The organism is Sphingomonas oligophenolica, from assembly GCF_039522915.1.
In the GTDB taxonomy this organism is placed as follows: domain Bacteria; phylum Pseudomonadota; class Alphaproteobacteria; order Sphingomonadales; family Sphingomonadaceae; genus Sphingomonas; species Sphingomonas oligophenolica.
Genome location: NZ_BAAAEH010000036.1, coordinates 41,316 through 63,789 on the forward strand (window position 1 = coordinate 41,316; position 22,474 = coordinate 63,789).

Annotated in this window: 19 protein-coding genes; 11 read left to right on the forward strand and 8 right to left on the reverse strand. The window is 65.5% G+C overall.

Annotation, left to right across the window (positions count from 1 at the left end; genetic code table 11):
- Positions 1-130: 130 nt before the first annotated feature.
- Positions 131-1,276, reverse strand: a complete 1,146-nt coding sequence (locus ABD050_RS18300; protein ID WP_343890932.1) for a zinc-dependent alcohol dehydrogenase — start codon at positions 1,274-1,276, stop codon at positions 131-133.
- A gap of 173 nt (positions 1,277-1,449) precedes the next feature.
- On the opposite strand from ABD050_RS18300, the gene ABD050_RS18305 reads away from it, so the two are divergent.
- Positions 1,450-2,124 carry a FadR/GntR family transcriptional regulator gene (locus ABD050_RS18305; RefSeq protein ID WP_343890933.1) on the forward strand — a complete coding sequence of 225 codons (675 nt, stop codon included), beginning with the start codon at positions 1,450-1,452 and terminating at the stop codon, positions 2,122-2,124.
- Positions 2,125-2,200: 76 nt separating this feature from the next.
- On the opposite strand, the gene ABD050_RS18310 is transcribed toward ABD050_RS18305, so the two are convergent.
- Genes ABD050_RS18310 through ABD050_RS18325 form a run of 4 tightly spaced genes read right to left on the reverse strand, consistent with a single transcriptional unit; the run spans position 2,201 to position 6,324 of the window.
- Entirely contained in the window at positions 2,201-3,013 is an 813-nt protein-coding gene (locus tag ABD050_RS18310; RefSeq protein WP_343890934.1) for an amidohydrolase family protein, read from the reverse strand.
- A complete protein-coding gene (locus tag ABD050_RS18315) occupies positions 3,007-3,717 on the reverse strand; it encodes a fumarylacetoacetate hydrolase family protein (RefSeq protein WP_343890935.1) in 711 nt (236 codons plus the stop codon). The genes ABD050_RS18310 and ABD050_RS18315 overlap by 7 nt, the downstream gene beginning before the upstream one ends.
- Positions 3,710-4,195: a cupin domain-containing protein gene (locus tag ABD050_RS18320; RefSeq protein ID WP_343890936.1), complete on the reverse strand. Its 486-nt coding sequence runs from the start codon at positions 4,193-4,195 to the stop codon at positions 3,710-3,712. The genes ABD050_RS18315 and ABD050_RS18320 overlap by 8 nt, the downstream gene beginning before the upstream one ends.
- A gap of 5 nt (positions 4,196-4,200) precedes the next feature.
- Positions 4,201-6,324, reverse strand: coding sequence for a TonB-dependent receptor (locus ABD050_RS18325; protein ID WP_343890937.1), 2,124 nt, complete (start codon positions 6,322-6,324; stop codon positions 4,201-4,203).
- Positions 6,325-6,562: 238 nt separating this feature from the next.
- Here ABD050_RS18325 and ABD050_RS18330 point away from each other — a divergent pair, with 238 nt between their 5' ends.
- Positions 6,563-7,726 carry an alpha-hydroxy acid oxidase gene (locus tag ABD050_RS18330; RefSeq protein ID WP_343890938.1) on the forward strand — a complete coding sequence of 388 codons (1,164 nt, stop codon included), beginning with the start codon at positions 6,563-6,565 and terminating at the stop codon, positions 7,724-7,726.
- On the opposite strand, the gene ABD050_RS18335 is transcribed toward ABD050_RS18330, so the two are convergent.
- Positions 7,723-9,126 carry an MFS transporter gene (locus ABD050_RS18335; protein WP_343890939.1) on the reverse strand — a complete coding sequence of 468 codons (1,404 nt, stop codon included), beginning with the start codon at positions 9,124-9,126 and terminating at the stop codon, positions 7,723-7,725. The genes ABD050_RS18330 and ABD050_RS18335 overlap by 4 nt on opposite strands.
- Before the next feature lie 135 nt (positions 9,127-9,261).
- Between ABD050_RS18335 and ABD050_RS18340 the strand changes: the two genes are divergently transcribed.
- From ABD050_RS18340 to ABD050_RS18380, 9 genes are all read left to right on the forward strand, one after another.
- Entirely contained in the window at positions 9,262-9,696 is a 435-nt protein-coding gene (locus ABD050_RS18340) for a GlcG/HbpS family heme-binding protein (RefSeq protein ID WP_343890940.1), read from the forward strand.
- Positions 9,693-11,375 (forward strand): GMC family oxidoreductase, encoded by a 1,683-nt coding sequence (locus ABD050_RS18345; RefSeq protein ID WP_343890941.1) that lies wholly within the window; start codon positions 9,693-9,695, stop codon positions 11,373-11,375. The genes ABD050_RS18340 and ABD050_RS18345 overlap by 4 nt, the downstream gene beginning before the upstream one ends.
- Positions 11,376-11,395: 20 nt before the next feature.
- A complete protein-coding gene (locus ABD050_RS18350) occupies positions 11,396-12,286 on the forward strand; it encodes a dihydrodipicolinate synthase family protein (protein WP_343890942.1) in 891 nt (296 codons plus the stop codon).
- Positions 12,287-12,312: 26 nt separating this feature from the next.
- Positions 12,313-12,999, forward strand: a complete 687-nt coding sequence (locus tag ABD050_RS18355; RefSeq protein ID WP_343890943.1) for a TetR/AcrR family transcriptional regulator — start codon at positions 12,313-12,315, stop codon at positions 12,997-12,999.
- Positions 13,000-13,068: 69 nt separating this feature from the next.
- Positions 13,069-14,247, forward strand: coding sequence for an alpha/beta hydrolase (locus ABD050_RS18360; RefSeq protein ID WP_343890944.1), 1,179 nt, complete (start codon positions 13,069-13,071; stop codon positions 14,245-14,247).
- 15 nt (positions 14,248-14,262) lie between these two features.
- Complete coding sequence (locus ABD050_RS18365; RefSeq protein WP_343890945.1) at positions 14,263-15,978, forward strand: acyl-CoA dehydrogenase family protein; 1,716 nt, start codon at positions 14,263-14,265, stop codon at positions 15,976-15,978.
- Positions 15,975-17,438 carry an FAD-dependent monooxygenase gene (locus tag ABD050_RS18370; protein WP_343890946.1) on the forward strand — a complete coding sequence of 488 codons (1,464 nt, stop codon included), beginning with the start codon at positions 15,975-15,977 and terminating at the stop codon, positions 17,436-17,438. Before ABD050_RS18365 ends, ABD050_RS18370 begins: the two co-directional genes overlap by 4 nt.
- Positions 17,439-17,467: 29 nt before the next feature.
- Complete coding sequence (locus ABD050_RS18375; RefSeq protein WP_343890947.1) at positions 17,468-18,364, forward strand: NAD(P)-dependent oxidoreductase; 897 nt, start codon at positions 17,468-17,470, stop codon at positions 18,362-18,364.
- A 42-nt stretch (positions 18,365-18,406) separates the two neighbouring features.
- Complete coding sequence (locus ABD050_RS18380) at positions 18,407-19,114, forward strand: SDR family oxidoreductase (RefSeq protein ID WP_343890948.1); 708 nt, start codon at positions 18,407-18,409, stop codon at positions 19,112-19,114.
- A gap of 97 nt (positions 19,115-19,211) precedes the next feature.
- On the opposite strand, the gene ABD050_RS18385 is transcribed toward ABD050_RS18380, so the two are convergent.
- Positions 19,212-20,135 (reverse strand): SMP-30/gluconolactonase/LRE family protein, encoded by a 924-nt coding sequence (locus tag ABD050_RS18385; protein ID WP_343890949.1) that lies wholly within the window; start codon positions 20,133-20,135, stop codon positions 19,212-19,214.
- A 125-nt stretch (positions 20,136-20,260) separates the two neighbouring features.
- Positions 20,261-22,402, reverse strand: a complete 2,142-nt coding sequence (locus tag ABD050_RS18390; RefSeq protein ID WP_343890950.1) for a TonB-dependent receptor — start codon at positions 22,400-22,402, stop codon at positions 20,261-20,263.
- Positions 22,403-22,474: the final 72 nt, after the last annotated feature.

Here is a 22,474-nt window from a genome sequence, read left to right on the forward strand (position 1 = left end):
GGTACATCGACGCGGCGAAGCTCATGTTCTTCCCAAGACTGGGCGCGGCCAAGGATGCCCTCAGAGCGATCTGATAAATGGTAGCTGCAGGGTCACTCCGCGGTTGCGCCGCGCGCCCGGTCTTCGGACATCAATGCTGAGGGCGCAAAACGACCTTGATCGCGTCGTCGACCCGCTCGCGCGCATAACGCAGCGCCTCGGGCAGATCGGCCAGATTGAACGTATGGGTATGTATCAATGTGGCGTCGAACCGGCCCGCGGCCATCAAGGCCATCGCCCGCCGCACGGCACTCTTCCCTTCGCCGCGGATGCCATACAGGTAGATGTTGTTCATGACGGCATGGGCAAGGTCGATGCTGGCCAGTCCGTGCGGGAAGGCGGCGAGGCAGATCTTGCCGCCGCGGCTGCACATGTGGATCGCTTCGTTGATCGTCTGCTCGGTGCCGGCGCAGTCCATGACATAATCCGCCCCGATCCCGCCGGTGAGTGCGCGAACGCGCGCGACTGCATCTTCCGATTTCCCGTCGATCAGCACATCGGCACCGAGCTTCCCGCCGATCGCCAGCCGATTGGCCCGTGTGCCGACGAGAGCGACCGGAGATGCGCCGAGCGCCTTTGCGACCGCGACGGCGAGCAGGCCGATTGGGCCCGGCCCGATCACGACGACGCTCTCACCAGCCAACAATCCGCCCATCTCCGTAAACCCATACATCGAGGTGCCGGCCGTGACCGCTAGCGCCGCTTCGGCATCCGACATCTGGTCGGGCACCGGCACCAGGGTATTGACGTGATTCACCGCATATTGGGCGAAGCCGCCCTGCGTGGTGAAACCGTTGGCGCGGTGCCCCTTGTCCTGTTCGCCGTAATTGCGGCCATAGTTCGTGCAGGAAGTGTACATGCCGGACCGGCACCGACGGCATTGTCCGCAACCGGCATGGATCTCGACCGCGACACGGTCGCCGATCGTATATTCATCGACACCCGGGCCGGCCGCGACGACGGTGCCCATATATTCGTGGCCGGGCGTAAAATCCTGATTGAAGGGCAGCCCCCCGTTGATCAGGGCTGGAGGGCCCTTGGAGATCACGTCGAGATCCGTCGCACAGATGGCGACTGCATCGATCCGGACGAGCACCTCGGACCTGCCCGGAGTCGGGGTTTTTCTGGTCTCAAGCTTGAGCTCGTTCGGGTCGCCCAGCGTCCAGGCGCGCATCGTCCCGGGGACCTCAAGATCCGACGGAGCTGCCTTCAACTCGTCGATCGTCGTCTCGTTCATCGTCATCTCCATGCTGGCTGAGCATGTCTACCGCGCGTGCAACCAATTTCCAACCTTTAAGAACCATTCAGACCAATATGGTTGACAGCGGCTTGGCGTGTCGCGTTTCACGGCTTTGCTTGCTCGCGCGGGAGGTAACCAATATGGTCGCGGGCAAAGGCTGAAGGGGTCCCATGGAGCCGATCGAACTTCTCGATGCCATCCGCGCATGGCTCACCGAATTCCGCCGAGGTTCCGCGCGCCGACTGCCGGCGGAGCGCGAGCTTGCCGCGGTATTTTCGGTGAGCCGCGCCGAACTCCGCAAGGCGCTGACGGTGATCGAGCAGGAGGGACAGATCCGGCGCCACGTCGGACGCGGTACTTTCATCGTGCCGCGCCCGGGCGACTCTGCTGCCACGACAGAAGGCGTGGCCAAACGTACCAGCCCGATGGCTGCCATGGAGGCCAGGGCTGCGGTTGAGCCGGAACTTGCCCGGCTCGCGGCGCTGAATGCGACGTCGACGGACTTCGCAGCCATGCGTGCGCTGGCCGAGGAGATGCGCACCGCGGCGACGTGGAGCGACTATGCCGAACTCGACTGGCAGTTTCATAATCGCCTGGCCGAGGCCACCGGCAACGTGCTGCTGATCGAGATTCAACGGCTTTTGAACGGCGTGCGGCGCCACGTGGTTTGGGGCAATCTGCGCAAAGGCGACGGAGCGCCGCCGCCCGACTACCATTCCTTCCGGGAGCATGAGGAAATCCTGTCGGCGATCGAGGCCCGCGAAGGGGATCGCGCGATGCGCGCAATGCGCGGGCACCTCGAAAAAACACGCCAGCAGCTCATCGAGACCGCGAGCTCCGGTTAGATCGCGCGCCGACGCAGCCTCCCCAGGCGTTGATGCGCCGGCGCACGCACTGCCGGATGGCAGTGTCTCGACCTTCTCAGGAAGGATTCCATCCGATCCATTCGCAGAGCGCGCTACCCATCACATGCTCGAGATCCGCTCCGCCGAGCCAAGAAAGGTGCCTGGTAAACATCTCGACGCACGCGCTTAGCGGAATTGGCATTCGCGTTATGTCAGTGCCCCAGAAAAAACGCTCGCGTCCAAAGGCGTCGAAGATGCGGTGAAGCGGATCCGACACGTCTTCGTAGGGATAGCCGGCATTGCTCATGCTGGGAGTTGCGCTGGCTTTAACCGCGACATTTGGGATCTTGGCCAACGCTTCTAAGGCGCCGAGATGCGACATGGCGTCAGGCAGCTTCTCGAATGGACCAATGGCAAGATGGTCGAGCAGCCAGCGGACATTGGCGAAGCGCCGCGCCGTTTCGCCGACCACCGGAAGCAACGGTTTCGGCGCCATGATGGCAACGGGTCGGCCTAGGCGGTCCGCCACGGCCCAGATGGGGTCGAGCATCCCGTCAGCCAATGCTTGGCAATCCTCGGGCCGCATGATCACGAACCGCAGCCCAAGCATACCCGGGCGGGCCAGGAATTGCTCGACAAAGCCTTCTTCGGCCCCCAGCGCGAGCGGAAACCAGCCGAGCGTCGCGAAGCGGGTCGGATAGGCGCGCGCGACCTCGTCGGCATAATCATTGGCGCCATCGTCCCAGATGGCCGGGCAATTGACCGATCGGGCCACGCCAGCGGCATCCATGGCGGTGATCGCCTCGTCCGCGAGATACGGCGCGCGGCGGTGGTGGGGCGGCGCGTTGTCGTTGCGCCAGAGATGGATTTGCGAGTCGACGATCAGCATGGTGACCCAGCATAGGTAATCGAGAGGCTGCCGACACCGTCGATGCTGGCCCGGAGCCGATCACCGCGATGAACCGGGCCGACGCCGGCGGGCGTGCCGGTCAGGATGAGGTCGCCTGGAGCGAGCTCGACCAGCCGGCTCAGCGCCGCCACACACTCGGCGGGTGTCCAGATCATATCGGCGATATCACCTTCCTGCCGCGGCGTGTCATTGACGACCAGCCGGATCGCACCCTGTATGACATTGCCGATCTCAGCGGCCGGCCGGAGGGCGCCGATCGGACACGACCTGTCGAATCCCTTGCCCATGTCCCAGGGGCGGGCGGCTTTCTTCGCCTCGGCCTGGAGGTCCCGCCGAGTCATGTCCAGTGCGACGGCATAGCCGAAAATGGCTGCTAGTGCCTGTTCCGGAGAGAGGTCGAAACCAGCTTGTCCGATCGCGACGGCAAGCTCGACCTCATGGTGGAGATCGCCGGTCGCGGCGGGGAAGGGGAGGATGGACCCGTCCGCCACGACGGCGTCGGCCGGCTTGGCGAAGAAAAAGGGCGGTTCCCGATCGGGATCGCCGCCCATTTCGCGCGCATGGTCCGAATAGTTGCGGCCGACGCACCAGATACGGCGCACCGGAAACGCGGAGCCGTCGCTGACGGCTACGCTCGGGCGCGGTGCGGGCTCTACCGCCCAGCGATGTGCGGCCTCAGTCATGTGCGACATCGACCAGGCCAGCTGCCTCGCGCTGCTTTGCAAGACGGTAGCTGTCGGGGATCTCGATCGCAGGGTTGTCGCCCGGCAGGAATTCCACAGTGGCGAAGACGAGCTCCGTGTCCCCGACATTCTCGATCGCATGCACGAAATACTCGCCGGGGCCGTGCTTGAAATGACGGGTTTCACCAGGATAGTGATGGACATCGACGATACGACCGTCTTCATAATAGCCACGTGCGACGCCTGCCGTGAGCGCGGTCCAGAAATAATCAAGCACGTGCCGGTGGAAGGTCAGCAATCCCCCGGGGGGAAGGTGCAGGTGCCAGACTCTGCAGTTCTCGGCTTCGGATACAAGCAGATTGCCGACCGCACCGCTGTACTGGTTCTCCTCGAACGCGCGCTGGAGCGGTTCGGGCCAGTGGCCCCGCGGATTGTCCGCGGGGCCGGGCTCCGAGACCACGACGATGGTGTGTTCCACGACTGTCAGTTCCCGATGTTGACGTTGAACTCAATGCCTGCCCGGAAGGGCAGGTTGGCGAGGCGGCCATGATTAGCCCCGAAGAAATTGGGGAAGACAAACTCGGGCGCGCGGCGATCGGTCAGGTTTGCGCCGAACACGGCGATCGACCATCGATCGGTCTGAACCCCGATACGCGCGTTGAGAAACGCAGCAGGCCCATAGCTCACCGCATTGGCCAGATCGTAAGAGATGCTGCCGCGCCGGCTCAGGTCAAGATGGAATAGACCGCGATACGTGGCATCGAAGCGAGGCGTATAGTCGATGCTGACCTGCTGATTGTCGGTATACGCATTGGGCAGTCGGTTGCCGACATAGAGCGTAGTACCGTCGAAATCATCGATGCGCGTCTTGGTGATCGATGCCGCGGCGCGCATTGTGAACGCATCGACCGGCCGGAAGGTGAGCTCGGCTTCGGCGCCGTTGACATGGCTCTTGGGGATCGACGTTACATAGCGCGCCGACACCGGCGTCAGAATGGTTCGCTGATACTGCGTGTTGTCATAGTCTGTATGAAAAGCCGACGCGTTGAGTGTCACCCGCCGATCAGCGAACTGCGACTTGAAACCGACCTCATAGTTGCGCGAAACTTCCTTGTCGTAGATGCGCCGCGCGCCGACCGCTGGGACCACCAGATTGGCCGCGTTGAAACCGCCGCTGCGGAAGCCCTGGCCATAGGTTGCGTAAAACATCAGGTCGCGCTGCGCCTGCCATTTCAACGTGGCGGAGGGCTGCCATGCATCAAAAGAACCGGAAATGGCGCTCCCGGCTACGTTCGTCAGCTGGTCAAAGCGCTTATCGCGATCGTACCGCAGCGCGCCGATAACAGACACGCCACCCTGCAGGTCGAGGGACCCCTGGCCGTAAGCGCCCCAGGAACGGCTGTTGCCGGCCTGATAAGACAGAATTGTCGATTGCGGTGTGAGCGCGGCCGGATCCTGCAGCGCGTTGATGAAGTTTTCGCCCGTGCGATATTGCCAGAAGGCGCCAACGATCCAGTTGAAGGCGCCGCCCTTCGTGGAGGAGAGGCGGCCGTCCACGTTCGTCGCCTCGTCGAGCTCCGGATTGTAGTTATAGCGCGTTGCGACCCGAGTGTAATCGAGGTCGGTCACCACGTAGTCACGCGCTCTAGCATGCTGCGCGACGACAGTCAGGGTCCCGAGCGGTGTCTCCTGGTCCAGCTTTATCGCCGCGCGCCAAAGCCGCCGCCGGTCGTAGTTGCGGAAGTTCGAATCGATCTCGACGCTGAAATCGTTGAGCCGCGCGGTCGGTACCAGGGCAAGGGCGTTCGTGCCGACACGGCCGCGGGTATACATCCCGGTCAACTGAATCCTGGTGCCCGCCGCTGGCTTCAGGACCACCTCTCCGTCGATCGTTCCCTGATCGACAAAGTCGTCATAGGTGTTGAGGAAGCCGTTTTTCAACAGCCCGCGCCTGTTCTGATAGGATCCGGTCAGCTTGGCATAGATCAGGTCGCTGACAATCGGGCCAGAGATGGTCGCGATGCCCTGGTAATCACTTCCTTCCTGCGCGATCACCCGCCCCGTAAAGCGCAGGTGATCGTCCGGCTGCCGCGTGTTGATCACGATCGCGCCGGCGATTGCGCCGCGCCCATAGAGAGCCCCTTGCGGGCCTTTCAGGATTTCGACGCTGGAGATGTCGAGCAGGTCCATGCGCGCGAGCGACAGGAACGGAACCTGGACCCCATCGACCAGAATCGAGACCGGCGCGTCGCCGCCTTGGACAGCTGAGATACCGCGCAGCGCGATGCTGGGCACGCCCGGACGGATGCCACCTTCGAAGCGCAGCGACGGCACGACCTTGCTGATATCGGAAAGGCCGACCACGCCGGAGGACCGGATCGTCTCCGCCGTCACGACCGAGATCGCCGCAGGTGCCTCCTGGAGGCGCTGATCGCGGCGAAGCGCGGTGACGACGATCTCGCCGATTTCGGCCGGCGCCGGTTCCTGCGCGGCCGGAGTGGTCCCGGGCGCTGCGTTCGCGTCCTGCGCCCAAGCGCCCATCGGCGCCATCATCAGGCAGGCCGAACACAGCATCGCCGATCGCGCCTGAGAAACCTTTCTAGCCATAATCCTCCCCTTCTCCATATCGGGACCCCTGCTGGAATCCAGTGCTGATCGGTCTGCGCCGATTGGTCGGATTGGTTTCTAGCTAAATTGTCCATTATGGTCAATACTAGGATTCGTCTCCCTATTACACCTGTGATCGCTCACTAAACGGTGCCAAACCAATCGTGACCAATGGTTGACGCTGACTTCTCGCGGCAATAACCGTGAACATCCAATGCGAGTCGCGCGGAGGGGTGACGTGTCGTCCAAGAGAGCGGTCACGATTAGCGACCTCCAGCGCGCGGCCCGCCGCTATGTCCCTGATTTTGCCTTCAAGCCTGCCGAGATCGGCACCGGGGATGGTCGGGGTCCGGTGTCGAACGTGGCGGCATTTGCCGGTTATGTGTTGGTGCCGCGAGTGCCTGAGAGCCCGGTCGTGCCGGCCCTTGCAACCACGCTCTTTGGCCGCAGCTACGCGCTGCCCTTCGGCATCTCCGCGATCGGCTATGCCGGGAAGATGCGCGCGGATACCGATTTTGCGCTCGCCCAGGCTGCGGTCGCTGCGAACATCCCGTTTCTGTTGTCGGGGGGAAGCGTCGCCTCGCTTGAAGCCGTTGCCAAGATCGCGCCCGACCATGTGTGGCAACAGCTCTATGCCGCCGCCGATCCTGCCATTACCGATGATTTTCTCGCGCGCGGCTTGGCGTGTGGCCGCGACGTGCTGGTGCTGACTGTCGACATGCCGACACCCCCGATACCCGACTGGCTGCTCCGGTCGGGTATCCTCCCGCCAGGCAGCGTCGCCCGGCGTGCCTGGCCGCATTTCCTGTGGCAGCTCGCAACGCACCCGAGATGGACGGTCGGGCATGTCTGCCGCGGAGGGATGCCCCGGATGGAGGGATGGGCGAAATATTTGCCAGACGGCGCGTCGCCGGCCGCCGTCGCGGCGTTCGCCCATGGCCAGATCGTCTCGGGCGTCTCCTGGCCCGAGGTCGATCGAATCCGGCAGCGCTGGCCCGGCAAGTTCGTGGTGAAGGGCCTTCTCCATCCGGACGATGTCGCACGCGCCTTCGCACTCGGTGCCGATGCTGTGACCGTCTCCAATCATGGCGGCAACAAGATGGAGAACGCGATCTCCTCGCTCGCGGCGCTGGAGACGATCCGACAGGCCGGGACGGGGCCGGTCTTTTTCGATGGCGGGATCCGCTGTGGTGCCGATCTGGTGACCGCCAGGGCGCTGGGTTCCGACTTCAGCTTCATTGGGCGTGCGGCGCTTTATGGGGCGCTGGCGGACGGGAGGGCCGGCGCGCTGCGGGCAATCGCGATTCTGCAGGAGCAACTCGAGCGCAGCTTGATGCACCTCGGCATCGCATCGCTTGAGGCCGCGACGCCTGGCTTGGTGCGCCGCGTCCCGGACCGCTAGGCGGTCGCGATCTCCACCGCGAGCGTCGCCGCGTCGTCAACCCGCGCCTGATGCGCGCGCGCGAGTGCAGCCGCCAGCCGGCGAAAGTTCGCGCGCGTGCCTGCCAGGATCAGCACAGCGCAAATGCTGCCGGCCGCGCTCACAATCGCGAACGACAAATTGGTCCGCAGCGGATCGCGGAACACATAATCGGTGAGAAGTGCGACCAGGGTAACCGCTGTTCCGCCAGAGACGACGTTGGTCCAGAACACGTAGATGGCAGTCGCCTGCCCGCGCATCGCGTTCGGCATGATGTCCTGAAGCGCACCGGGGGCGAGGGGTGTGGTGAAGGCGGCGAAGAATGAAAAGGCCATCAGTGCCGGGATCACAATTACGGGATCGTGGAACAGGCCGATCGCAAGGCTCGCGATCGCCGACACGCCTGCACCGGCCATCGCGACGATGAGCCTGCCGTCGCTGCGTCCACGACCCACCACCCGGTCGGCCAGCGTGCCGGCAAGGATGCTGCCCATCGGCGCCAGGACGATCATCATCAGGCCATAGACGAGTCCCGCCTTTGGGAGCGGCCAGCCCTGGGTCCGCATCAGAATGACGGGCAGCCAGGCGGAACCGGCGTGAAGGGCGAAATTGTGCAGGCAGAAGCCAATGTTATGGCCGAACATCGTGCGCGCATTGTCGCGGTAGAAGCGTCCCACCTCCGAGACTGTAACGGCGCCCGCCGCCTTCAGGTCGCCATCCCGGCGGACGGGCTCGCGGATGAGCAGGGTGAGCGGACCCACGATCAGCCCGAGACCTGCGAAGCCGATCAGGATGACCTGCCAGGAGTGTAGTGGGCCCAACAGCGGCACGGTGATCAGGCGGTCGCCGATGGCACGCCAGATCAGGCCGCCTAGCAGAAGCACCCCGCCGGCACCGAGGAACATGCCGCTATACACGACGCCCAGCGCGGTGCCGCGGCGGTGGGGTGGAAAATAGTCGGCCAAAAGAGACACGGCCGCGGGCGTGACCGCTGCCTCGCCCGCACCCACGCCGATGCGCGCCCCGAACATCTGCCAGAAATTGACCGCGACGCCGCACAGGCCGTTGGCAGTGCTCCACACGATCACCCCGATCGCCGCGATGACCTTGCGATTGCCCGAGTCCACCAGACGGGCGATGGGCAGGCCGAAAAGGGCATTGAACACGGCAAAGGCGAAGCCGATCAGCAGGCTGATCTGTGTGTCGCTCAGCAGGAGATCGCGTTGGATCGGCTGGATGAAAAGGCTGAGGATTCCGCGATCCATGAAGGCGAGCACGCAGCCGAGAGTTAGGATCGCGCAGGCGGTCCAGGCCTGGGCGGCCGGCGGATAAGGCCGATCCGGCGACGGTGCGGCTCCCTGGCCGGCAACTGGCGCGTCCATGCATCCTCCCTTGAAAATTTCGATCTGCCCCGGTGCTCCGGTTGCGTGCCGGGTCTGCTGTAGTTATAGTGACCATATTGGTCAATATACGCACATGGCTTGCCGCTGGTGCGACAAGGGGAGGATCCGATCGGCATGATCACCATGCGCAGGCTCGATGCGTCGGAGGCGCGGCTCATTATTGAGGGCGCGCGGCGCCAGGCACAGGCATCAGGCGTTCCGATGTGTATCGCCGTGACCGACGACTCGGGTTCGCTGCTGGCGTTCGAGCGTATGGACGGCGGCAAGATCCATTCGATCGCAGTGGCGCAGGACAAGGCGTTCACGGCCGCTTCGGCGCGGCGTCCGACCGATGAGCTGGCGGCCTTGGCCCAGCCGGGCCAGCCGCTTTTCGGCATCAATGTCGCTGTGTCGGGCCGCTTCTGCGTCGTCGGCGGTGGCCTCCCGGTGATCGTCGAAGGACAGGTCGTAGGCGGGATCGGGGTGTCCTCGGGCACGCCGGCACAGGATTTGGAGTGCGCGGCCGCGGGGCTCGCCGCGTTCCACGGCGCCCAGACTGCCGTCGCATGACCGAGACCGCGCAGCGGTTTGACTATGTCGTCGCCGGCGGGGGTACGGCGGGCTGCGTCCTGGCGGCGCGACTGTCGGAGCGGCCGGACCGGCGCGTGCTGCTGGTCGAGGCGGGAATCGACACCCCTCCGGGGGCAACGCCTGCGGACATCCTGGATCCCTATCCCTTGTCCTACGCCAACCCAGCCTATCGCTGGCCGGTCCGCGGCCATGCGCTGCGCGACGACCAGTCGCCGGCCGCACCCTTGCTACAGGCGCGCGTCCTGGGGGGCGGATCTTCGATCATGGGCATGATCATGCTCCGGGGCATCCCGGCGGACTATGACCGGTGGGCTGAGCTCGGCGCGGAAGGCTGGAGCTGGGAGGAGGTGCTTCCCTGGTTCCGCAGGCTCGAAAACGACCTCGACTTTGACGGCCCGCTGCACGGCAGGGCAGGCCCGACTGAAATCCGGCGGCACGATCCTGCCGGGTGGCCGCCAATCGCCCGAGCGGCGCAGCGAATCGCCGCGGAGCGTGGCCTACCGCTCATCGCCGACATGAACGGCGACTTTCGTGACGGATATGGCGCGCTGCCGATCGCCGGCACGCCCGAGCGGCGCTCGTTCAGCGCCGGAGCCTATCTGACGTCAGCGGTGCGCGCGCGCCCCAACCTCGAGATCATGACCAGCACGATGGTCGCGTCGCTTCTCTGGGACGGCGCGCGCGTCGCTGGTGTCCGCGTCTCGACCCCGGGGGGCACCCGCGACTGCCTCGCCACCGAGACCCTGCTGAGCATGGGAGCGCTGCTCTCGCCTCATTTCCTGCTGACGCAAGGGATCGGGGCGCCCGAGACGCTGATGACCGCCGGAGTGGCCATTCGGCACGCGCTGAACGGGGTGGGCCGCAACCTTCAGAACCACGCCGCCCTGACCGTGACGGCGCACATCAAGCGACGAGGGCTCCAGCACCGACCCGAGCGGAACCACAACAACACGATGATCCGGTACAGCTCGGGTCAGCCCGGCTGCGGCGCGTCCGACATGATGATCGGCATCGGCAGCCGGGCCGCATGGCATGCAGTCGCGGCTCGGGTGGCGCATTTCGCACCGATCGTCATGGCACCTGAATCGCGTGGTCAGGTCACGCTCGATGCCGCGGCGGGCGCGAAGATCGAGTTCAACCTGCTCGGTGACCCAAGGGACGAAGCCAGGCTCGGCGATGCGATACCCTTCATTGCCGACCTGATAGCAAAGCTGCAGGCCGAGCGGCTGATTGGCACGCCGGTGCCGATCAGCCGGTTCGCCGCCGCCGCGCGCTTCTCCACCCGCAATCTGCGCAATCGCCTGGCGGCCGGCGCTGTGGCGCGGATCACCGATCTGATCCAGTCGATGGGGGAAGCAATGCTCGCCGAGCTCGGTGCCGATGGCATGCTGTGGTCCGACATTCTGCGCGACGGCGAGGCGCGCGCGTGCTTCGTACGGGCCAATGCGATGCCGCTCGCGCATCACGCCGGGACCTGCCGGATGGGCCGGGCCGGAGATCCGGGCGCGGTGGTCGATTCCGCAGGTCGCGTGTACGGCGTGCCCGGGCTGCGCGTTGCGGACGCGTCGGTGATGCCGACCGTCCCGCGCGGAAACACCAATCTTCCGGTGCTGATGATTGCCGAGAAAATCGCAGGCGCCGTCATTGCCGCCGCCTAACCCGTAACGAGGAATCCGACATGACCAATGCCACTCTCCGCGGCGTGATCGCCGCCATCGCCACGCCTGTCGACGACGGTGGCGAGCCCGATCTCGCGCGCTTGGTCGAACATGCGCGCTCGTTGCTCGACGATGGCTGCGATGGTCTCAATCTGCTTGGTACTACAGGCGAGGCCACCTCGTTCAGCATAGAACAGCGCTTGCGGGTGATGGACGGGGTCGCGGCGGCCGGGCTGCCGCTCGGCCGGATGATGGTCGGCACCGGCGCTGCGGCCTGCGCCGATGCCCTCGGGCTCACGCGCGCGGCGGCGCGCCTGGGCTTCGCGGGTGCGCTGGTCCTGCCGCCCTTCTATTATAAGCCGGTCAAGGCGGAGGGGCTGGTCGCCTATATCGGCGCGCTGGTCGAGGCGACGAGCGACAGTGCCCTGCCGATCTATCTCTACAACTTCCCGGCGCTCAGCGGGATCGCGTACACGCCCGCGATCGTGGGGCGGCTGATCGAGCGTTTCGGCGACCGTATCGCCGGGCTGAAGGATTCCTCGGGTGATCTCGACTATGCGGGCCAGATCGCCGCGCTGTCACCCGGCCTGGCGGTGTTCCCGTCTAATGAGGGGACGCTGCTCCAGGCACGCGAAGGACCGTTTGCCGGGTGCATCTCGGCGACGGCGAACCTCAATGCGCGCGACTGCGCCGCTGCCTATCGCACCGGCGACGGCGCAGCGCTTTACCGGGCGGTACGCGTGCGATCGCTGTTCACAGACCTGCCGCTGGTCCCTGGCATCAAGGCCGAGCTCGCGCGCCGGACGGGTGACCCGGCCTGGGCACGGATGGTCGCGCCGCTCGTCGGCCTGGACGATTCGGAGAGCAGGACCCTGGGCGCGCGGGTTGCTGCACTGGCCGGCCCCGGGTGACGGCGGCTTCCGGTTGCGGGATAGATGTGCCACAGACTTCGGCAAGCGACTGGAGCGAGGATAGATTGCAGGATTCCGGCACGCCGCCGCTGAAACGCAGGCGACAGCAGCGCAGCATCGATACGCGGCTCAAGATCGTCAATGCCGCCCTGTCCGAGTTCGCCAGGTTCGGGTTTGACGGCTCGAGCACACGCGGCATTTCGCAAGCGGCCGAGGTGCCGCATTCGCTGGTGATCCATCACTTCAAGAACAAGGAGGATCTTTGGCACGCGACCGTCCGCGAGGCGGTCAGCTGGTATCTTGATCGCGTTTTCCTGCCGGAGCAGGATGGGACCTCGACCGCCGCGGACCGGCTGCGACACTACTTCGCCGAATATATCCGCTTCTCTGCCGATCATCCCGATTTCTTCCGCATGATCACGCAGGAGAACACGTTGCGCTCGGAGCGCTTGTGCTGGCTCGTGGAGAATCATGTCGGGGCGACGACCGCGCGCACCTCCGCGCTCATCGCCGCCGCCCAAGCGGAAGGGGCCTTTGTCGATGGCGATCCGTTGCAGCTCCTCTACATCTTTCTGGGCGCCGCAACCGCGCCTTATCGCTCCTCCGCCGAAATCGAGATGCTCACGGGGACGCCCGTGTCTGGCGCAGGCCAGGTCGAAGAGCACATCCGGACCTGCGAGAAGCTGTTTTTTCGCAATCCAGCGGGCAACTAGCGATTAGCCTCTAGCCCTCGCACTCGAATCTATATACGCCACTTAGGTCAATATAAGATCGAGGGGCGGATGTCTGATAACGGTGGTCAACCGCGCATCGTCACGCGAAGCTTTTCGGGACGCCAGACGGCACCCGCCGCACAACTCCCCCCGGAAAGCGAGGCGGCCCTGCGGCAGTTTTCAGCCGAGCGGCTGATGGCCTACGGCATGGCCTATGCCGACATGGTTGAGTTGCGCGGTCGTGTCGCCGGTGGCGAGATCTGGGAGGTTGTGGCCGCTGAACTGGCGGTGACCTGCCTGTCGCCTCCGGAAGCGGTGCTCGCGCGCGAATCGCGCAGCACGCGCGCCAACCGCCTGTATCGCGCCTCGGCGCTCACGCGCATGCAGCAGATGATGATGTTGACGGACACGCCGGAGCGTCGCGCAATCTTCGCCCGCGCCGCCGCGCTCTATGTCGAGGCTGCCTCACTGAGCGGCGACCGTGAGCGCGTTCGGATAGAGACGCCGGGCGGCCCGCTGGTCGGATGGCTGCACGGCGCATCCATCGCGGCGCCGGTCGGGGCTACGCTGGTCATCGGGGGCGTCGAGGGCTGGGCGATGGATTTCGCACCGATGGGCACGGCGCTCGCCGCGCGCGGCGTTGCCGCGCTGCTGCTCGACGGGCCTGGCCAGGGCGAGACGCGGCTCGACCATGGCCACTATCTTTCACGCGATTGGCCGTCGGCTTACCGGGCAGCGGTCGATCATCTGCAATCGCGCCTGCCGGACGTGCCGCTCGGCATCATTGGCAACAGCCTGGGCGGCAGCGTCGTGGTGCGATACGCGGCCCTCGACCCGCGAATCCGCGCCTGCTGCGACAATGGCGGACCGGCGACGGTGACCCGCGCGCGCGCGAACGCCACCTTCTTCCGCAAGATGGTCGCCCACACCGGCGGAAAACCCGACGACGAGGCTCTGGCGATCTGGGAGTCGGTGCTTCCAACCGGGCCCGACATGCCGCTGTCGGGACCGCTGCTGGTCGTCCACGGCGGTCTCGACCCGCTGATACCGGACGCGGACGCCATGTCGATCCTCGAAGAGACCGTCGCTCCGTCCAGGGACATGGCGATCTGGTCGGACGGGGATCACTGCGTCTACAATCATGCTGACGACAAGCATGACCTGATCGCCGACTGGATGGCAATCCAGCTGGCCGAGGCAGGCCTGCGAGAGCCGCTGTCGATCCCCATTTCCCGTGCCTCCGCCTAGTTTCGGGAACACAGAATGACTTTCGTCCCTGCTGTGCGCGAACAGCGCTTCGTTCTCGAGACCATCGCCGATCTCCCCGGCCTCGCCGCGAGCGAGCGCTTCGCCGAGGCGACGCAGGACCTGGTCGATGCCGTTCTCGACGGCGCCGGCCAGTTTGCCCAGGGCGTTTGGGCGCCGATCGCCCGGGAGGGCGACGTCACCGGCCCAAAATGGACGGAGCGCGGTGTCACCATGCCCCCGGGATATGGGGCGGCGTACCGTGCCTATGTCGATGGCGGCTGGGGTACGCTCGGTGCTCCGACGGGCTTTGGAGGGCAGGGCCTGCCCTATGTGCTGGCGAGCGCTGTGCTCGAGACGCTAGGCACCGCGAACATGGCATTCGCGCTTGCGCCGATGCTCACGTGCGGGACGATCGAAGCGCTACTGCACCATGGTACGCCCGAGCAGCAGGCGGCCTATCTGCCGCACCTCTCGACCGGCGCGTGGACAGGCACGATGAACCTCACCGAGCCGCAGGCAGGATCCGATGTCGGTGCCTTGCGGACTCGTGCGGAGCCGCTCGGCAACGGCAAATGGCGCATCAAGGGCACGAAGATCTTCATCTCGTTCGGCGATCATGACATGGCCGAAAACATCATTCATCTCGTTCTCGCCCGTACCCCGGGGGCGCCGGAAGGAACGCGTGGCATATCGCTGTTCCTCGTACCGAAGTTCAGACTCGACGAGAACGGCGCGCCGGGCACGCCAAACGACGTCCGGACGGTGTCCATCGAGCACAAGCTCGGCCTTCATGCTTCCCCCACCTGTGTCCTGTCCTTCGGCGACGAGGACGATTGCATTGGTGAGCTGATCGGCCCGGAGCACGGCGGCATGCGCGCGATGTTCACCATGATGAACAATGCGCGCCTCAATGTGGGCTTGCAGGGAGTGCAGGTGGCGGAGGCCGCGACGCAAAAGGCCGTGGCTTATGCCAGTGACCGCATCCAGTCGGCCCGCGCCGGGCGCATGGACAAAACTCCCGTCGCGATCATCGAGCATCCGGATGTGAGGCGGATGCTCCTGCGCATGAAGGCGCAGACCCAGGCAGCCCGCGCGCTCGTCTATTATGCTGCCGCGATGGTCGATGCGGCGACGCTCGGCGATCTGACCGCGAAGGCGCGGCTCGAACTGCTGACGCCCCTGGTCAAGGCACACGCGACCGACCTCGGCAACGAGGTGGCCAGCCTTGGCGTGCAGGTCCATGGCGGCATGGGCTTCATCGAGGAGACGGGGGCAGCGCAGCATTTCCGCGACGCGCGCATCACGCCGATCTATGAAGGAACCAACGGCATCCAGGCGGCGGACCTGGTCGGACGCAAGCTCGGCCTGTCCGATGGCGAGCCTTTTGCGGCCCTTCTCGCCGAGATGAAGCAGGACGCCGGCGATGGCGCGCTCCGCGACCTAATCGACGCCTGCGAGGATATCGGTACCCGGCTGTGCCGGGCGTCGGCGGATGATCGGCTTGCGGCAAGCTATCCTTTCCTGACGATGCTGTCGGTGGCGGTTTGTGGATGGCTCATGAGCCGCCAGATGCGGCTGGCCGCAGACGGGGATGCATTCGGGCGGATGAAGCGCGCTGCGTGCGCCTTCTACCTCTCGCAGATCGTGCCGGAAGCGATCGGCCTACGGGCGGCCGCCACCGCGCCGGCATCGGAGCTCTACACCATCCAGGCCGAGGAGTTTGCGGCATGATCCGCACAGACATTCTCATCGTCGGCGCGGGCCCGGCAGGCCTGACGCTGGCCTGCGACCTCGCGCGTCGCTCGATCGATTTTCTGATCATCGAGCGGCTTGCGGAGCGCGTCCATGCCTCGAAGGGCAAGGGCATCCAGCCACGTACGCTCGAGATTTTCGGCGATCTCGGCATCGTCGATGCCGTCATCGCGGCGGGCCGGCCCTATCCCCGGCTCGGTTTCCATGAGGGTGGCGAGATCGTGCGCGAGCAGGCGATGATGACGGAACGCGCACCGAGCGAAGCGGTGCCTTATCCCAATCCAGTCATGATTCCCCAGTGGAAGACCGAAGAGATTCTCGAGGATCGCCTCGCGCAGCTGGGCGGGGCTGTCCGGCGCGGCTGGGGCTTCGTCGGCTTCGTGCAGGATGCTGACCAGATTGTGGTTGAGGCGGAGACGCCTGACGGACGCGTTGCCATTTCGACACGCTATCTGGTCGCGGCCGATGGCGGCCGCAGTCCGGTTCGCACGGCGGCCAACATCCCTCTCGAGGGCGAAACGCCGAAGCTCGAGGGGCTGCTGGTGGCGGACGTCACCGTCGCCGACCTGGACCGCGATCACTGGCACGTCTGGGGTCCCTCGATGCGCGAGTTTGTCACCTTGTGCCCGCTGCCATCGACCGATGCGTTCCAGTTTCAGGCAGCGCTCAAGCTCGACGAGAATCCCGAGCCGACCCTCGAGACTCTCAGGACATGGCTGGAGAGGCGCGCCGGGGCATATGCCCCGCGCTTGCTCGACCAGAGCTGGATCTCGGTGTTCCGGCCCAACATCCGCATGGCTGGGCAATATCGCCAAGGCCGCCTCTTCCTGGCCGGTGATGCTGCGCATGTCCACCCGCCGGCTGGCGCACAGGGCCTCAACACGTCGGTGCAGGACGCCTATAATCTCGGGTGGAAGCTTGCGACCGCACTCGCGCAAGGGAGCAACGAGGCGCTTCTCGACAGCTATGAGGCCGAGCGTCTGCCCGTCGCCGCAGCCGTGCTCGGGTTGAGCGGCCTGCTCTACAAAAAGGGTCTCGATGGCGAGGAGGCCGGAATGCGGCGGGCGGATGACGAGCACCAGCTTCAGCTGAATTATCGGGGGTCGCCGATCGTCGCGATGCCTGCCGACGCAGGCGCAACGCTGCCGCTGGCGCCCGGCGACCGCATGCCGAACGTGGCACTGAAGGCGGTCAACGGCACCTCGTGCGATCTCTTCACGCTGCTGCGTGGGGAATTGCCCACATTGATCGGGATCGACAGCGAGTGCGTCACGCCCGCTGACCCGCTGTACCTCTTCGAGCCGACCCGCCGCCTGCGCATCGACACGTCAGAAAGCGGGACGGCGACCTGGCGCTCGGCGGGGCCGCTCCTGGCGGCGCTGACCGGTCGGACAATCGCCATTCGTCCGGATGGCTATGTGGCAAGCATTGGCAGCTAAGGCTTCGACAGGACAGGGGGGGGTAGGGAATGGATAAGGTCGCATTCGTCGGGCTTGGCGGCATGGGAGGTGCGATGGCCGGGCGGCTCGTCCAATCCTTCCCGTTGATTCTGTATGACCTCGATTCTGCTCGGGCAACGGCGCTGGCGGGGACCAATGGTACTGCGGTCGGCAAGCTGAGCGACGCCCTGCCCGCAGGGGGCGTGCTGATCACGATGCTACCCGACGACCGCGCCGTGCGCGCCGTGGTCGATGGCTCGGATGGCGCGCGTGCGCTGCTTGGCCGTGGCGGGCTGCATATCAACATGTCGACTGTCTCGCCGGCAATGTCACGGGACCTCGGGGCGGCCTATGCCGATGCGGGAGCCGACTATGTCGCCGCGCCCGTCTGGGGACGGCCGGACATGGCCGGGAGCGGGAAACTAGTATGTGCGCTTGCGGGTCCGGCGGCGGCGAAGGTGCGCGCCTTGCCCTATCTTCACGCGCTGGCGGCGCGGATCGAGGATTTCGGCATTGACCCGGGCCTGGCGAATGTCGCGAAGGTGATGGGTAATTTTCTCGTCGCAGCGGCGATCGAGGCGCTGGGCGAAGCGATGGCCGTAGCGCAAAAGCACGGGCTCGACCGTGAGCAGCTCGCCGCCCTGTTGACCGAAACGGTGTTCGACTGCCCCGTCTACCGGCTATATGGCGGGCTGGTCGCCCGGCAGCGCCGGGTACCTCCAGGGTTCACCGCGCGCCTCGGACACAAGGATCTTGCGCTCGTACGCGCGGTTGCCACCGAGGTCGACGCGGCGATGCCGTTCCAGAACATCATCGAGAACCGTCTGCTGACATCGATCGCGAGGGGACGCGACGCCGAGGACTGGTCAGCACTGAGCTGGGTCGCGGCCGAGGACGCCGGCCTCGCGCGCCCCGTCACGACATGAGCGCGGCGCTCACGCAGAAAATTTCGATAAGGAGAAGATATCATGGCTGAGTTCAATGGAAAGACCATATTGGTGGTCGGCGCGGGCGGGGGCATCGGTTCAGCGACGGCGCTCGCCTTCTCTAGGGCTGGGGCACACGTGACCGCAGCGGGGCGCAGCAGCGACAGGCTCGATAGGGCGGCGGCGGCGGCGAACGCCGAGGCTGCGCCGCTCGACTTTCTGGATGCTGCTGCGGTCGACGCATTCTTCGCGAAGCGCGGGGCGTTTGATCATGTCGTCGTTGCCGCCGCAGCCGTAAGGCCGGGCTCGGTTGCCAGCCTCTCGCTCGAGGACGCTCATGCCGCCATGGAGAGCAAGTTCTGGGGCGCGTATCGCGTCGCCCGTGCCGCCCAGATCAACGAGGGCGGCTCGCTGACGATGGTCACGGGTGTGCTTGCGCGGCGGCCCAATCCGGCGAACACGCTGCTCGGCGCGATCAATGGCGGCCTGGAGGCACTGGTGCGCGGCCTCGCGCTGGAACGGGCGCCGGTGCGCGTGAACGCAGTCTCGCCAGGAATGATCGACACGCCGCTTTATGGGCGGATGCCTGAAGAGAATCGCAAGGCGATGTTCGCCGCGACTGCTGCGCGCCTCCCGACGCAGCGAATCGGCCAAGGCGAGGATGTTGCTGCGGCCATCCTCTTCGTGGCGGGGAACCCGTTCGTCACGGGCTCCACGGTGATGGTCGACGGCGGCGCGGCGATCGCCTGAGCCGTCGCCACCCGACTGTCTGCCCTTATGCAGAAGACGGAAAAAAATGCCCGCCGGAGTCACCTCCAGCGGGCACCCTTTCCTCCCCAGGAACGTGTTATTTCTTGAGCGACACGGTGTAGACGCGGACCGGATAACGGACCGCATCGACGCCGCCGTTGAGGTCCCGGGTGCGGTTCAGCTGCGCCGCGGGCACCCATAGCCTGTTTCTGGCGTCGATCCACATGGCATCGGGCCATATCAGCCGCTTGTCTGTGATGACCGTGCGAATGTTCCCGGCAGGATCCACCTTAAGGATGCGACTTCCGGCCAGGTCGCCAAGATAAATGTTTCCCTGGGCGTCGATCGTCGTGCCGCCGGTTGGCGGGGTATCGGCGAAGGGTTCGAGATGTTCTCCCAGCGCTTCGTCGGAAAGGCCGGAATCGTCGAGATATCGCGTCGCGATGCGTGACATCCCGCCGCTTGCCGGCTGGACGTAGAGCCATCGCCCGTCGGGCGAGACCTCAAGCTGGTCGGCATTGGCTATCACGGCCTTGCCGTCGGGGAAGTGCAGTGGTCCATCAGCGCTGATCAGCGGCTTCCCCGTCAGCGCCTTGTGCCCGGTCAGGACACGCCGTGCTGCGCCGCTCTCCAGGTCAAGAATGACGAGCGCGCCGCGTGCGACATCGGTCAGGTAGGCGTGGCGCCCATTGAACCGGATGTCATCGATGAAGCTTCCTGGTCCCGCAATGGCGGCCAGGTCGTAGGAGCGAAGGACCCGGCCGTTCGCCAGGTCGATCCGGACCACCTTGGTGCCGCCGGGAAGCGGTGCCATGCCGAGGGCGCGCGACCCCTTGTCGACCACCCAGAGAGCGCCATCAGGCCCGATCCGGAGCGCGTTGACGCCGACAAAGGCGGTGGCCGCGTCGCTGCCCGCGTGCCACCCGTTCCATCGTCGGTCAGGGTAGGGGCGCAGGGCTCCCCCGATGACCTCGGCGACTTCCACCGGACTGCCGTCCTGGGGCTGGATCGACACGAACACCCTGCCGTTCGAGGCGACCGTCACGCCATTGATGACCGTGTCCGCGCGGATGACAGGCACGAGATCCCGGGCTCGCGTGCCGGGGCACACCGTCGCGACGGCGGCTGCGAGGAAGGCCGCGCGGATCAGAAATGTACCCCCAGCGTGACGCCGTAGGTCCGCGGCGTCGCCGGTCGGACCGAGTCGCGCAATGCGCCCTCGACCGCGCCCTGGTAGTAATAGGCGTTGGTGAGGTTCTTGACCCAGACGCGGGCCTCGAACCGTTCGTCGCTCGACGTCCAGGAGAGGTTCGTGTTGAGCAGCGTATAGGAAGGCTGGGTCAGGCGATTGTCGGGATCCCAGTAGAAACCTGAATTGTGCGACAGGGACCCCGCAATGCCGAGGTCGCCGATCGCGGTCGGTACCTTGTAGGTGATCCCGACAGATCCCGAGAATTTGGGCGAGCGAACCGTGCGGTTGCCGGCGAGATCGACGGCGCACTGTGTGTTGCCGCCCGTCGGCGCGCCGGTGGTTTGCGGGGTCGGCGTGCACACCGCAGGGTTCGGGACGTTGAGGGGGCCGTTAGGGAAATCCGTGTATTTCCCCCAGATGAAGGCTGCACCGCCGGTGATCGTCAGTCGGCCGCTTAGCGCGGCGCTGAAATCCATGTCGATGCCGTTGATGCGCGCCTTGGCGGCATTGATGATGACCGACGTGGCAGGCCCGATCACCGTGACCTGGAGATCCTTATAGTCATAATGATAGGCCGAGAGGTTGAAGCGCAGGCGGTGGTCGAACACCTCCGATTTCACGCCGATCTCGACCGCGTCGAGAACTTCGGGCGACACTGGCGGCGCGCCCGGGGCATTGCCCGGCGCTGAGAGATTGTATCCGCCGCTCTTGAAGCCTCTGCTGTAGGACACATAGGCGTGAATATCGTTGGTGAACTTGTGGTCGATGACCGCGCGGTAGGTCAGCTTGCCGAAGGAATCCGACTGGCTGAACGTATTCGCCGCCGGCACCGCCCCGGTCCCGAGAACGGTGCGTGTGTCGAAATCATAAAAGTCACGTGTATAGCGCAGCCCCACCGTCACCTCAGTGCTGGGCAGAAGCTCGTAGCGCAGCTCGCCGAAGCCCGACCAGGAATTGAGCCTCTGCGCCGAATAGATCTTCTTGGAGATCGCTGGCCCAAGCGCGAGGCCTGACTGGGTCACGGGATCAAGCCGTGAATCGCTGTTGTAATAATAAGCCCCTACAATCCAGCGCAGCGGGGAGCTCGATGGCGAGAGCAGTTGTATTTCCTGCGAGAACGACCTTACCGGCGCGATGACGTCGACGGTTACGAACCCGATTCCACCCCCCGTTTGATCGAGCGATACATCGAGATTCGAAAAACGGTAGGCCGAGATGCTGGCCAGCTTTGCGAAGCCGAGATCCTGGTCGGCGCGCAGGCTGACGCCGCCGGATTCGACGATGGCGCGGTCACCCGGCAGGTTCGTGGCGGTGAAGCGGCCACGGAAGGTGCTGCCATCCCGCCCGACCGTGCGGGGCGCGGTCGCTTGGTTTAGTCCGTCATCGCCGCGCGACTTGAAATAGTCGCCGATGAGGAGGAAGCTGGTGCCGGACCCCGGCTGCCATGATGCTTCCGAGCGTACGCTCCACTCGCGATGCTTGTAGATGTCCTGGCCGCTTTTGAGATCAATGCCATAGCCCCGGCTCTGGTCGCTGAGGTCGAACGCGGCGTTGACCGCGAACGTGCTCGAGAGCGGCATATTGGCGTAGGCGCTTCCCGAATATGTGTCGTAGTTGCCATAGCCGACCTGCGCATCGAAGGCTGCCTTTTGTGATGGCCTGCGCGTCGTGACGCTGATGACGCCGCCGGTCGCGTTGCGGCCGAACAACGTGCCCTGCGGGCCCTTGATGACCTCGACCCGCTCGATATTGTTGAAGGCGAAGACGTTGGCGATGGGCGTACCCAGATAGACATCATCGACATAGGTGGCGACCGACGATTCGATTCCCGTCACAGCCTGTGACGTCCCGACGCCGCGGATGAACGGCGTTCCGCCGAAGCCGGAGAACCGGCTGAAATCCAGTCCCGGGGTTGCGATGGTAAGGGCCTCGGTACCCGAGACGCCGAGCGCCTCCGCGGTGTTCGCGGTGAGCGCAGTCACCGTGCCGGGCACTTCCTGCAGCCGCTCGGAACGCCGCTGCGCGGTCACGACGATCTCCTCGACCGCCGGCGCTGTGCCATCCTGCTGGCCGGGCGGTACGTTGGACGCCGGCACTGCGGCGGTCTGCGCGGCCGATGGTGTCGCGGCGAACGCGAACAACGACGACCCGCACAGGGCCCATATCCT